Origin of the sequence: Cryobacterium sp. PH31-AA6 (assembly GCF_030063195.1) — a bacterium.
Lineage (GTDB): Bacteria > Actinomycetota > Actinomycetes > Actinomycetales > Microbacteriaceae > Cryobacterium.
Window position 1 is genome coordinate 81,555 of sequence record NZ_JASISS010000007.1, and the last position, 12,724, is coordinate 94,278.

A 12,724-nucleotide genomic window follows, 5' to 3' on the forward strand; every position below is an offset into this window, starting at 1 on the left:
CCGCCGTTTGCGTGCGCGGTCAGCCGAGCAGGAGCAGGGTAGGCAGGGCGAGCAGACCCGCCGCCGCCGCGAGAACGCCGAGGCTCTGGTGCGCGGCCAGCCTCGGGGTGGCCACGACCAGTCTGCGCAGGCGCGGGGTCAGCAGGTCGAACGGATGATCGGGCCAGGCGAATGAGGTGGCATCCGGGGCATCGTCTGAACCGGTCGGACCGGGTGCCGAGCCGACCAGCGCGATCGCCATCGCGAGGGTGCGGTCGTCGACCTGCCGCCTGGCCTGGTCGTCGGCGAGCATCTCCACCAGGAGCCCCACGGCGGTTTCGGCGCGGGTCGCGATCGGGAACCAGGGCAGTGCGCTGCGCCAGGATTTGAACGCGAGCAGCACGAGGTGATGGCGTTGCAGAAGATGCGCACGTTCGTGGGCCACCACCGCCCGGAGCTGGTCGGCGTCGAGCAGCGTGAGCAGCCCCCTGGACAACACGGTGGCCGACGTCAACGCACCGGGAAGGCAGTACGCCACCGGGGCCGCACTGTCGATCACGCGGGTGCCGGGGCGATCGGCCAGGGGCTCGCTCAGCAGGGCGACCAGGTGGTGGTGACGGCGCCGCTGCACCTCGGCGCGGAGGAAGGTGGCCGCCAGATTGAGCAGCAGGTGCCCGGCGAGCAGCAGAGCTGCGGCCAGGGCGAAGACGTGCACGAACGGGGCCGGGACCGCCGCAGCGTCGAGGTTGCCGGTGAGGGAGCGGATGCCGTCGAGCGGGTTCGCCCCGAAGCCGAGCAGACCGAAGCCGAGCAACGCCCCGATCATCGACAGTCCTCCGGCCAGGGCGATCGACTGCCAGAGAACCAGCGCGAGCGCAGGGGAGCGGGCCGGCCACCTGGCGCGGGAGAGCAGGATCGGCAGGGGCCAGGCCAGGGCGACGGCCAGGGCCGAGAGGGCTAGCGCGGCCGCCGGCACGGCGCCTGGCATCGCGTTGGTCGGGTTCTCACGAGCCCGATCGATCGCCGGTTGTTGAGACGCTGAGCAGGCGACGCAGGCTGTCGGCCTCCTGCGGGCTGACGTTGCCGATGAAGCGGGCCAACGCGGCCTGGCGGTCCGGCGCGGAACCGAGGGCCTCATGCATCAGTTCCGCGGTGTGTTCGGCCCGGGTCGTCACCGCCCGGTACAGGTGCGGACGGCTGTCGCGGTCCCGGGTGACGAAGCCCTTCTTCTCGAGCCGGGACAACACCGTGAGCACCGTGGTCGTGGCCAGGGGCTTGCTGCTTGCCGCCGCGGCAGCCGGGGAGAGCAAACGGTCGCGCAACTCGTTCGCGGGCAGCGACTGGCCGGACTCCCAGAGCACGTCCATCAGCAAACGCTCAAGCACACCGAGATTACCCATGGCGGCAGTTTACCGCCGCTCACCGACATGTTCTACGTTGTGTAGAAGTGTAGTCTTCTACGTACCGTAGAAGAGCAGTTGCCTGGAGGACGCATGAACGAATGGCTGGATCCCTTACTCCTGTCGAGGTGGCAATTCGGCCTGACGACGGTGTACCACTTCCTCTTCGTCCCGCTCACCATCGGGCTCGCCCTGACCGTCGCGATCTTCCAGTCCGTCTGGGTGCGCACGGACAAGGCAAGGTACCTTCAGCTCACCCATTTCTTCGGCAAGATCTTCCTGATCAATTTCGCCATGGGCGTCGTGACCGGGATCGTGCAGGAGTTCCAGTTCGGCATGAACTGGTCCACCTATTCGCGGTTCGTCGGCGACGTCTTCGGGGCGCCGCTCGCCTTCGAGGGCATTGTGGCGTTCTTCCTCGAGGCCACCTTCATCGGACTCTGGATCTTCGGCTGGGACAAGCTTCCCCGGGGGCTGCACCTCGCCACGATCTGGCTCACCGCGGTGGGTTCGATCGCGTCGGCCTACTTCATCCTCGCCGCCAATGCGTTCATGCAGAACCCGATCGCGTTCCGAATCAATGAGACCAGGGGACGGGCAGAACTCACCGACATCGGCGAGCTGCTGACGAACCCGATCGCGCTCGCGTCCTTTCCGCACACGATCTTCGCCTCGTTCATGGTGTCGGCAGGGCTGATCATCTCCGTTGCGGCCTGGCACCTGTACCGCAAGCAGCACGCCGACACCATGCGCCCCGCGCTCAAGTTCGGGATGTGGATGATGGTCATCTCCGGCGCGCTCACCACCTTCTTCGGCGATTCCCTGAGCCTGGCCATGACCGCCGCCCAGCCGATGAAGATGGCCGCGGCCGAGGCGATGTACAAGACGGCGACCGGCGCGGACGCATCCTTCTCGATCTTCACCCTCGGCACGCCGGATGGCGTGAGCGAACTGTTCTCCGTGCGGATCCCGTACCTGTTGTCCTTCCTGTCGACCCACACCCTCGACGGCACCGTCGAAGGCATCAACAACCTCCAGGCGCAGTATGTGGGGCTCTACGGCCCCGGCGACTACACCCCGACCATTTGGATCACCTACTGGGCGTTCCGCTGGATGATCGGCCTCGGCATCGCGCACATCCTCGTCGCCGTCGTCGGCCTCTGGCTCACCCGCGGCGGTCGGACCCCGACGGCCACCTGGGTCTGGAAGGTCGCGATCTGGTCCTTCCCGTTCTCGCTCGCGTCGATGAGCGTCGGCTGGATCTTCACCGAGATGGGGCGGCAACCCTGGCTCGTCTTCGGGCTGTTGAAGACGGAGTCCGGGGTGTCACCGAACGTCTCCGGCCTCGAGATCCTGATCTCCCTGATCGCGTTCACCCTGATCTACGGCGTTCTCGCCGTGGTGGAGTTCCGGCTGATCCTCCGCGCGGTCCAGCAGGGCCCTGAGGATGCCCCGGTACCCGATCCGCTCACCGGTGAAACCCCCCAACGTGTCACGATCTACTAGGAGCATCTGATGGAACTCAACATCCTCTGGTTCTGGATCATCGCGGCGATGTTCATCGGCTATTTCGTGCTCGACGGGTTCGACTTCGGTGTCGGCATGTCGCTTCCCTTCCTCGGCCGCGATGACACCGACCGCCGGGTGCTGATCAACACCATCGGACCGGTCTGGGACCTCAACGAGACCTGGGTGATCGTGGCCGGAGCCTCCCTGTTCGCGGCGTTCCCCGAGTGGTACGCGACCATGTTCAGCGGTTTCTACCTCGCCCTGCTCCTGATCCTGCTCGCACTCATCGTGCGCGGGGTGTCGTTCGAATACCGGCACCAGCGGCCGGAATCCGAGTGGAAGAAGTGGTTCGACGGCATGATCGTGGTCGGCAGCGCCGTGCCCGCCCTGCTCTGGGGCGTCGCCTTCGCCAACGTCGTGCAGGGCGTGCGGCTCGACGCCGCGCACAACTACATCGGCAGCTTCTTCGACCTGCTCAACCCGTACGCCCTGCTCGGCGGGGTCACCACCCTGCTGCTCTTCTTCACCCACGGGATCGTCTTCGTGTCGCTGAAGACCGAGGGGGACATTCGCGAGCGGGCCAGGAAACTCGCCGTGCGGTCAGGGCTCATCACGATCGTCGTTGCGGCCTCGTTCCTGCTCTGGACGGTGCTCGCCTTCGGCAGCCTGTTCACCGCAGTGTTCGCCGCGCTGGCCGCCGTCGCCCTGATCGGATCGTTCCTCATGAACCTCCGGGGCTCGGAAGGCTGGGCGTTCACGCTGATGGCCGTCACGATCGGACTGGCCGTGCTCACCCTCTTCGCCTCCCTGTTCCCCGACGTGATGCCGGCCAGCAACGACCCGGCGAACAGTCTGACGATCGCGAACGCCTCGTCGACCCCGTACACCCTGCAGGTGATGAGCTGGACCGCCCTGATCGCGGCCCCGGTCATCTTCCTCTACCAGGGCTGGACCTACTGGGTGTTGCGCAAGCGGGTCAGCCGCGGCACCATCGAAGCCGCCACGCACTAGCCCGGCCTCCGACCAGCCGCCGCCAACCAACCGCCTCCGACCAAACCAACGAATCGTCAATGCGACCCCTCGACCCTCGGCTTCTCCGCTATGCCTCCGCCGCACGCTGGTTCCTGCTGGTCGGGGCCGTGCTCGGCCTCGCGCAGACTCTCGTCGTCGTGGCATTCGCCTGGCTGCTCAGCCAGACGATCAGCCTCGCCGTGCTGGGGCGGGACCCGGCCGAGCTCGCGCCGACGATCGGCGCCCTGGCCGCGGTGATCGTCGCCAGGGCGGTTCTGGTCTGGCTGCTTGAGGTGGCCGCAAGCCGCGGTGCCGCATCGGTCAAGAGCCAGCTGCGCGCCCGGGTGCTCGAGCGCCTCGCCGAGCGCGGCCCCGACTGGCTGGCGGCCAGGCAGAGCGCCGGCGTGGCCACCCTGGTCGGGCAGGGCCTCGACGCCCTCGACAACTACTTCGCACGGTACCTGCCCCAGCTGCTCCTGGCCGGAATCGCCACCCCGATCCTGGTACTGGTGATGCTCTGGCAGGACCTGCCGAGCGGGATCACCGTGATCGTGGTGCTGCCCTTCATCCCCCTGTTCATGGTGCTGATCGGCCAGGCGACGCAGGCCGTGCAACGTGCGCAGTGGGACGCGCTGCAGCGACTCGGCGTCGGCTTCCTCGATCTCGTCGGCGGGCTCGCCACGCTCAAGATCTTCGGCCGGGAGTCGCGCCAGTCCGACCGGCTGCGCGCCATCACGGAGGATTACCGGGGCCGCACAATGAAGGTGCTGCGGGTCTCGTTCCTCAGCGGTTTCGTGCTCGAGCTCGGCGCCAGCCTCTCCGTCGCCCTCGTCGCGGTGTCGGTCGGCCTGCGCCTGGTCGACGGTTCCCTGCAACTCGGCGTCGGATTGTTCGTGCTGCTGCTCGCCCCGGAAGCCTTCCTCCCGGTGCGGCAGGTCGGCGCACAGTTCCACGCTGCGGCCGACGGGCTGGCCGTCGCGGAGGACGTCTTCGCGATCCTCGACGCGGAGCCAGGCGGGTTCGGCACCACCGTAGCCTCCGCCCCGGACCCTGCCACGATCGCCGCGACGGCCGCACTGCGTTTCGACCGGGTCAGCGTGCGCCGGCCGGCCGCCGTGCCCGGCCCGGAGCTCTCGGCCGTTTTCCCTCCCGGCCGGCTCACGGTCATCCGTGGTGCGAGCGGGGCCGGCAAGTCGACGCTGATCGCCGCGCTGCAGGGGTTCGTGCCGTTCGACGGCACGATCAGCCTCGGCGAGTGCACGGTCACCGCCGGCACCCCGCGCCCCTGGCTGGCCTGGGCGGGTCAGCGCCCCGGCCTGCTGGCCGGCACGATCGCCGACAATATCGCCCTGGGGGAGTCGGCCGCTGACCCGGCACTGGTGCGCCTCTCGCTCAGGGATGCCGGCGCAGGCGACCTGGACCCGGAGACCCGGCTCGGCGTCAACGGAGACGGCCTTTCCGGAGGACAGGCGCAACGGGTGGCGGCCGCGCGGGCAATCTACCGAACCCGGCTGCACGGCTGCAACGTTCTCGTGCTCGACGAGCCCAGCTCCGCCCTGGACCCCGAAGCCGAGGGTCACCTCGTCTCCGGGCTTCGCCGACTCGCCGCCGAGGGGCACATCGTGATCGTGGTGAGCCACCGACCCGTGCTGCAGGGCGCCGCAGACCAGGTCGTCGACCTCGGCGAGGCGGCCCATGTCTGAGGCCCGTATCCGGCGCGCCACCCTGGCGATCCTTCGACTGGCGCAGCCGCGGGCGCGCTGGTTTCTGCCCGGGCTCGCGGCCGGCGTTGCCAGCGCGGTCTGTGCGGTGGCGCTGCTGGCGACCTCAGCCTGGCTGATCACCCGGGCTGCGGAACAGCCGCCCATCCTCTATCTGTCGATGGCCGTCGTCGGCGTCCGGGCGTTCGCCCTCGGCCGGTCCGCGTTCCGGTACCTGGACCGGCTGACCAGCCATGACGCCGCCTTCCGTCAGCTTTCCCTCCTCCGCGTCGGGGTGTTCTCCCGGATTGTTCCGCTGGCTCCGGCGGGGCTCGCCGACACCGGCAGGGGCGAGCTGCTCAGCCGACTCGTACGTGACGTGGATGCCCTGCAGGACCTGCCGTTGCGGGTCGTCCAGCCGTTGGCGACCGCCGGCATCGTCGCCGCCGTGAGCGTGATCGGCGTGTGGAGCGTGCAGCCCCTGGCCGGACTCACCCTGCTGCTCAGCCTCGTCGTCGCCGGGCTGCTCGGCACGCTCGGATCGGGGCTGCTCGCTGCCAGGGCAGAGCGCGAGCTCGCTCCACTCCGCGGCAGCCTCACCGGCCAGGTGCTGGAGGTCGTCGAGAACCTCGATGTGCTCACCGCGTTCGGCGCGTTGCCGGCCCGCCTGGCCGCCGTCCGACGGGCCGACGAACTGCTCCGGAGGGCGACCCTTCGCCGGTCCCTGGGCGTCGGCGTTCAGGGGGCCGTGCTGTCCCTGTTCGCGGGCGTCGCCACGGTTGCCGCCCTGGTGGCCGGCATCCCGGTACTGGCAGGCCCCGCATTTGCCGTGATCGTGCTTGTGCCGATGGCCGTCTTCGAGGTGTTCGGCGCGGTGCCGGCCGCCCTCGGCGCCTGGCGTGAGGTTCGATCCAGCGCCGAACGCGTTGCGACGGCCGTGCCGGCGGAGGTCCCTGGCGAAATCCCGGTTGAGATTCCCGATCAGATTCACGTCGACCGCCCGGCCGCGCGGAACGGCGCGACCGTCCTGGAACTGACCGACCTCGGCGCAAGCTGGCCGGGAGCGGATGCCCCCGCGGTCACCGGCGTCTCCCTGCGTCTGGCCCCCGGCGACCGGGTTCACCTGGCCGGGCCGAGCGGGTCGGGCAAGACCACCCTGGCGCAGACCCTGGTGCGTTTTCTCGACTACTCCGGGTCGTACACGCTCGGCGGGGTCGAGGCGCGACTGCTGCCCCAGACGGAGGTGCGCTCGGTGGTCGGGCTCTGCGAGCAGCGGCCCTGGCTCTTCGACGACAGCATCCGGCAGAACCTGCTCTTCGCCAGGGACACCGCGACCGACGAGGACCTGTTGGCCGTGATCGATCGCGTCGGCCTGGCCGAGTGGGCGACGGCGCGGGGCGGACTGGATGCGCGGGTCGGCGAGCGAGGCGCGCTGGTCTCGGGCGGGCAGGCCCAGCGAATCGCCCTGGCCAGGGCGCTCCTGGCTGACTTCCCGGTGCTCGTGGTCGACGAGCCCACCGCGAACGTAGACGAGGAACAGGGCGACCGGCTCGTCCGGGACATCCTGACCACGGCCGCCGAGGACGGCCGGGCGGTACTGCTCATCTCCCATACGAGTGTGCCGGACGCACTGATCACCGCACGGGTGACCCTCGGGGGATAGTCGCCGCCCGCGGCATGCCGCAGGCGTCCTTCCCACCTAGGCTGGTGGCGTGCCCGCACCACTCCGACGTTTCCCCCTGCCCGGCTGGTGGGACCCGTCCTTCGTCTACCTCACCCTCCACCGGGCGAATACCCACTCGTTCTGGCTGGACGCCGGCGTCGCCGCCGAGCACGGCTTCAGCTACCTCGGCGCCGCGGATGCCGGCTCCCGTTTCGTGACCGCGTCGGTGCCGGATGGCACCGTCACCGTGTCGTTTCCCGGCGCCGATGTCGCTGCGCCGGCGGGCATCACGACCATTCCGGAGACGATCTTCGAGTTCCTCAGGGAAGACCTCGCGGCGGCCGAGGGTGCTGGGCTGGACGAGGAATCCGACGGGGACGCGGATGCCCCGGCCGCCGGCGGCTTCCGGCTCGGCTGGGTCGGCTGGCTCGGCTACGAACTCGGCGCGCAGACCGTCGGCGCGCCGGTACACGCCTCCCGGTACCCGGATGCCGCACTCCTGCAGGTCGACCGGGCGATCGAATTCGACCATGCCGCGCGCACCGTCACCCTGCTCGAGCGTGCAGCCCCGGGGACGTCCGCTCAGGAAACCGCCGAGTGGGCGGACGAGGTTCTCGCCGCCCTGCTGGCGGCCGAGGCATCCGCGGCCCCGGTTCCCCTGCTGACCTCGGCGCCGACCGGGGAACCACGGCTCCCGGCGAGCTGGCGGCACGACCCGGCCGGCTACGTGGACCTGATCCGGCGCTGTCAGTCGTCGATTACGGCGGGCGACGCCTACCAGCTGTGTCTCACCAACGAGATCCGCGTCGCCGCGCACCCTGACCCGGTCGAGGCCTACCTCCAACTCCGGGCGGGAAGCCCCAGCCACCACGGCGGCCTGCTCCGGTTCGGCGAGCTCGCCCTGCTCAGCGCGTCACCGGAGCAGTTCCTCACCGTCTCCCGCACCGGCCGGGTCAGCACCCGGCCGATCAAGGGCACCCGGCGCCGATCGACCGGGGTGGCCCGCGACCTGGCGCTTCGCCTCGAGCTGGAGACCAGCGGCAAGGAACGCGCCGAGAACCTGATGATCGTCGACTTGATGCGCAACGATCTGGGCCGGATCGCCCGGCTCGGCTCCGTGGCGGTGACCCAGCTGCTCGACGTGGAAAGCTACGCCCACGTGCACCAGCTGGTCAGCACGGTGGAGGCCCGCCTCGCTGCCGGACTGACCGGAATAGACGCCGTGGAATCCTGTTTCCCGGCCGGATCGATGACCGGCGTGCCCAAACCGAGCGCCATGGGCATCCTCGACCGTCTCGAGGCCGGACCACGCGGGATCTACTCGGGAGCCTTCGGCTACTTCGGCTTCGACGGCGCCGTCGACCTGGCCATGGTCATCCGCAGCATCGTGATCGGAGCGGACGGCGCGTCCATCGGCACCGGCGGCGGCATCACCGCCCTGTCCGACCCGGCCGAAGAACTCGAGGAGACCCGAATCAAGGCCGCGGCCCTGCTCGACGTGCTCTGGGCCTCGAAAACTCCGCCCGCAACGCCGGCCGGCCAGGGTTTAGTAACCTAGAAGCCTGGACGACGCCTGCGGGCGCCCAGCGGCCTGAGACGGCGCACCCCCACCGCAACGAAGAGAGTCACGTGGCACACGAGCACGACCACACGCCCACCGGCGCCCACCGCGACGAAGAAATCTACGATTTCGCCGCGATTCAGGCCAAATGGCAGCCGATCTGGGAAGAGCTCGAGCCCTTCCGCACGGACGACCCCGACGACAAGCGACCGCGCAAGTACGTGCTCGACATGTTCCCCTATCCCTCCGGCGACCTGCACATGGGCCACGCCGAGGTCTACGCCCTCGGCGACATCGTCGCCCGGTACTGGCGCCAGCAGGGCTTCAACGTGCTGCACCCGATCGGCTGGGACTCCTTCGGCCTGCCCGCCGAGAACGCGGCGATCAAGCGCGGCATCGACCCCCGCGGCTGGACCTACGACAACATCGCGCAGCAGAAGAAGAGCATGAAGCTCTACGCGGCCTCCTTCGACTGGTCCCGCGAACTGCACACGAGCGATCCCGAGTACTACAAGTGGAACCAGTGGCTGTTCCTCCAGCTCTACAAGAAGGGCCTGGCCTACCGCAAGGACAGCTGGGTCAACTGGGACCCGGTAGACCAGACCGTGCTCGCCAACGAGCAGGTGCTCGCCGACGGCACGTCGGAGCGCAGCGGCGCCGTCGTGGTCAAGAAGAAGCTCACCCAGTGGTACTTCAAGATCACCGACTACGCCGACCGCCTGCTCGATGACCTCAACCAGCTCGAGGGCGCCTGGCCGGCCAAGGTGCTGAACATGCAGCGAAACTGGATCGGCCGCTCGATCGGGGCCGACGTCGACTTCGTGATCGAGGGTCGCGAGGAGCGGGTCAGTGTGTTCACGACCCGGCCGGACACCCTCTTCGGCGCGACCTTCATGGTTGTCGCCCCCGACGCAGACCTGGCCGCCGAGCTGGTCGCCGACTCCTCGCCAGAGGTGAAGGCCCGGTTCCAGGAGTACCTGGTCCAGGTGCAGAACAGCACCGAGATCGAACGCCAGTCCACGGACCGTGAGAAGACCGGTGTGTTCCTCGAGCGCTACGCGATCAACCCGGTCAACGGCGAACGGTTGCCGATCTGGGCCGCGGACTACGTGCTCGCCGACTACGGTCACGGCGCCGTGATGGCCGTCCCCGCGCACGACCAGCGCGACCTCGACTTCGCGCGCCGCTTCGACCTGCCCGTGATCGTCGTCGTCGACACCACGGCGCCGGTCACGGGGATGATCCCCGTGATCACCCAGGAAATGATCGACGGAACCGAGGAGCTCCCCACGCTCGACCCGGCCACCACCGGTGTCGCCCTGGCCGGCGAGGGCCGCCTGATCAATTCGGGAGCCCTCGATGGGCTGAGCAAGAGCACCGCAATCAAGCGCATCATCGACCAGCTGACCGCCGACGGCACCGGCCGGGCCGCCAAGAATTACCGCCTCCGCGACTGGCTGATCTCCCGCCAACGCTATTGGGGCACCCCGATCCCGATCATCCACGGTGCGGACGGCACCGAGATCCCGGTTCCGGAAGACCAGCTGCCCGTGCTGCTGCCACCGACCGACGGCCTCGACCTCAAACCCAAGGGAACCTCGCCCCTGGGCGGCGCGACCGACTGGGTCAACGTGCCCAACCCGATCGACGGAACCCCGGCGCGCCGCGACGCCGACACCATGGACACCTTCGTCGACAGCTCCTGGTACTTCCTCCGGTTCCTCAACCCGAACGACGACACGCGGGCGTTCGACCCGAAAGACGCCGAGAAGTGGGCGCCGGTCGACCAGTATGTCGGCGGCGTCGAACACGCCATCCTGCACCTGCTCTACGCCCGGTTCATGACCAAGGTGCTCTTCGACCTCGGCTACGTCTCGTTCACGGAACCCTTCACCGCCCTGCTCAACCAGGGCATGGTCATCCTCGATGGCGCCAAGATGTCCAAGAGCAAGGGAAACCTGGTCTACTTCACGGAGGAGGTCGACCGGTTCGGCGTCGACGCCGTGCGCCTGACGATGGCCTTCGCCGGCCCGCCCGAGGACGACATCGACTGGGCGGATGTCTCGCCCGTCGGCTCCGCGAAGTTCCTCGCCCGGGCCTGGCGGGTGGCCAGGGACGTCACGAGCGCTCCCGACATCGACTGGAAGTCGGGCGATGCCGGCCTGCGCCGGGTCACCCATCGGTTCCTCGCCGACGCGCCCGGTCTGATCGAAGCGTTCAAGTTCAACGTGGTCGTCGCGCGGCTGATGGAACTCGTCAACGCCACCCGCAAGGTCATCGACACGGGGGCCGGTCCCGCCGACGGCGCCGTGCGGGAGGCCGCCGAGGTCACCGCGATGGCGCTGAACCTGTTCGCGCCGTACACGGCGGAAGACATGTGGCAGCGGCTCGGCTACCAACCGTGTGTGGCCCTCGCCCAGTGGCGCAAGGCCGACCAGACCCTTCTTGTGGAGGAGTCCGTGACCGCGGTAGTGCAGGTCGACGGCAAGGTACGGGAACGCCTCGAGATTTCGCCGAAGATCTCCGGCGAGGACCTTGAACGCCTGGCCCGAGTCTCCGCGCCGGTCGTCAAAGCGATCGGAACGCGGGAGATCGTGAATGTGATCGTGCGGGCACCGAAGCTGGTCAGCATCGTCACGCGCCCGGTCTGATCGGGCGGGGCCGCCTCACCTCCACAGCGGACGGGTCCCGTCCCGGCGCACCGATAGGGTCTCGCCCCGCCGGGAAACCGCTCCGGGCGACCTAGCCTGCCCGGATGGAGCCTGATCCCGGTGAAGCGGCGCTCGCGAGCCTGTCCAGGTCGGCGGGCCCCGGCCGGGGCGCCCGGATGCGGATCGGGGTTGGCGCCGCGGTGGTGCTGCTCATCGCGGCCCTGGCCACGGCCGTTGTGCTCTCGGCCGTCGGCGGGCAGGCCACTCACCGGGTGATCACCCCGGGCGGGACGGACCGGTTCGGGGCGTCGTCGAATGGCGCGGCCTCGTCCGACCCGGCCTGGACCGACCCGGCCTCGTCCGACCCGGCCTCGTCCGACCCGGCCTCGTCGACGGGCGCGATCATTCTCGTGCACGTGCTTGGGGCGGTTCGCCGACCGGGGCTGTTCGAACTCGGTGCCGGTGCCCGGGTGATCGACGCCGTTGCGGCGGCCGGCGGGTTGACCGAGGCGGCCGACCCGGCCGGCGCCAACCTGGCCAGGCGGCTCAGCGACGGGGAACAGCTCTACCTCCCGCAGCTGGGTGAGGTGCCGCCCGTCGCACCGCAGGCATCAGGGCAGGGGAGTGGCGTCGCCTCTGGCCAGAAGGTGAATCTGAACACCGCCACCGTTGCTGAATTGGAAACCCTCCCGCGGATCGGGCCGATGATGGCCCAGCGGATCATTGATTTCCGTGAGGCGAACGGGCACTTCGCGACCGTGGACGACCTGCGCAGCGTCACCGGGATCGGCGACAAGACCTTCGACGGCCTCAAGGATCTGATCACCACATGATCCTCGACCTGCGTCTGGCCGGTGCGGCGGTGTCGGCCTGGGCGGCTGCCTGGCTGCTGAGCGGCGCGCCGGACTGGTCGACGGTCAGCCAGCTGGTGCTGTGGCCCGCAGGAGCGGCTCTGGCCACCCTCGCGCTCCTGCCGCGGCGGTCCGGAGGATCCGCGCTGACCCGGAGTGCACTGACGCAGGTGGCACTGTGCTGCGCCGGGGCGGCCCTCGTGGCCGCCGCGGTCGCCGTGGCCGCGCCGGCACGCCTGCCGGACGTAGTTAGGGACGCCGCGGCCAGGCACGCCGTGGTCACCGCGACGCTCACGGTGTTGTCGAGTCCGGTGGAGACCGCTTCGTTCGGCGGCGGCTCGCAACTCGGCTCCAGCCGGGTGCGGTTCCGTGGCTCGCTCACCGAGCTCGCCGTGCCTG

At 69.4% G+C, this 12,724-nt stretch carries 9 protein-coding genes and 1 pseudogene; 8 read left to right on the top strand and 2 right to left on the bottom strand.

Features of this window, described 5'->3' with window-relative positions; genetic code table 11:
* Positions 1-19: 19 nt before the first annotated feature.
* Together QMG61_RS07535 and QMG61_RS07540 are read right to left on the bottom strand one after the other, a co-directional pair.
* Positions 20-967 carry a M56 family metallopeptidase gene (locus tag QMG61_RS07535; RefSeq protein WP_283493725.1) on the bottom strand — a complete coding sequence of 316 codons (948 nt, stop codon included), beginning with the start codon at positions 965-967 and terminating at the stop codon, positions 20-22.
* A gap of 16 nt (positions 968-983) precedes the next feature.
* Positions 984-1,379: a BlaI/MecI/CopY family transcriptional regulator gene (locus tag QMG61_RS07540; RefSeq protein WP_283493726.1), complete on the bottom strand. Its 396-nt coding sequence runs from the start codon at positions 1,377-1,379 to the stop codon at positions 984-986.
* Between the two features lie 93 nt (positions 1,380-1,472).
* Between QMG61_RS07540 and QMG61_RS07545 the strand changes: the two genes are divergently transcribed.
* From QMG61_RS07545 to QMG61_RS07580, 8 genes and pseudogenes are all read left to right on the top strand, one after another.
* Complete coding sequence (locus tag QMG61_RS07545) at positions 1,473-2,885, top strand: cytochrome ubiquinol oxidase subunit I (RefSeq protein ID WP_283493727.1); 1,413 nt, start codon at positions 1,473-1,475, stop codon at positions 2,883-2,885.
* A 9-nt stretch (positions 2,886-2,894) separates the two neighbouring features.
* Entirely contained in the window at positions 2,895-3,899 is a 1,005-nt protein-coding gene (gene cydB / locus QMG61_RS07550; RefSeq protein ID WP_283493728.1) for a cytochrome d ubiquinol oxidase subunit II, read from the top strand.
* A 59-nt stretch (positions 3,900-3,958) separates the two neighbouring features.
* Positions 3,959-5,602: a thiol reductant ABC exporter subunit CydD gene (gene cydD / locus QMG61_RS07555; protein WP_283493729.1), complete on the top strand. Its 1,644-nt coding sequence runs from the start codon at positions 3,959-3,961 to the stop codon at positions 5,600-5,602.
* The gene (gene cydC, locus QMG61_RS07560; RefSeq protein ID WP_283493730.1) at positions 5,595-7,262 is read left to right on the top strand and encodes a thiol reductant ABC exporter subunit CydC; all 1,668 of its coding nucleotides are present in this window, start codon (positions 5,595-5,597) and stop codon (positions 7,260-7,262) included. Before cydD ends, cydC begins: the two co-directional genes overlap by 8 nt.
* Before the next feature lie 49 nt (positions 7,263-7,311).
* Positions 7,312-8,820 (top strand): anthranilate synthase component I family protein, encoded by a 1,509-nt coding sequence (locus tag QMG61_RS07565; RefSeq protein WP_283493731.1) that lies wholly within the window; start codon positions 7,312-7,314, stop codon positions 8,818-8,820.
* Positions 8,821-8,891: 71 nt separating this feature from the next.
* Positions 8,892-11,474 (top strand): leucine--tRNA ligase, encoded by a 2,583-nt coding sequence (gene leuS / locus QMG61_RS07570; RefSeq protein WP_283493732.1) that lies wholly within the window; start codon positions 8,892-8,894, stop codon positions 11,472-11,474.
* A gap of 104 nt (positions 11,475-11,578) precedes the next feature.
* The gene (locus QMG61_RS07575) at positions 11,579-12,307 is read left to right on the top strand and encodes a helix-hairpin-helix domain-containing protein (protein ID WP_283493733.1); all 729 of its coding nucleotides are present in this window, start codon (positions 11,579-11,581) and stop codon (positions 12,305-12,307) included.
* Positions 12,304-12,724, top strand: a pseudogene (locus QMG61_RS07580) (hypothetical protein); the annotation flags it as partial. The gene QMG61_RS07575 and the pseudogene QMG61_RS07580, both read left to right, overlap by 4 nt.

Coding starts and splice junctions, on each gene's coding strand:
- QMG61_RS07540 (WP_283493726.1), bottom strand. CDS start 1,379: ATGGGTAATCTCGGTGTGCTTGAGCGTTTGCTGATGGACGTGCTCTGG.
- QMG61_RS07575 (WP_283493733.1), top strand. CDS start 11,579: ATGGAGCCTGATCCCGGTGAAGCGGCGCTCGCGAGCCTGTCCAGGTCG.
- QMG61_RS07545 (WP_283493727.1), top strand. CDS start 1,473: ATGAACGAATGGCTGGATCCCTTACTCCTGTCGAGGTGGCAATTCGGC.
- cydC (WP_283493730.1), top strand. CDS start 5,595: ATGTCTGAGGCCCGTATCCGGCGCGCCACCCTGGCGATCCTTCGACTG.
- cydB (WP_283493728.1), top strand. CDS start 2,895: ATGGAACTCAACATCCTCTGGTTCTGGATCATCGCGGCGATGTTCATC.
- cydD (WP_283493729.1), top strand. CDS start 3,959: ATGCGACCCCTCGACCCTCGGCTTCTCCGCTATGCCTCCGCCGCACGC.
- QMG61_RS07535 (WP_283493725.1), bottom strand. CDS start 967: ATGCCAGGCGCCGTGCCGGCGGCCGCGCTAGCCCTCTCGGCCCTGGCC.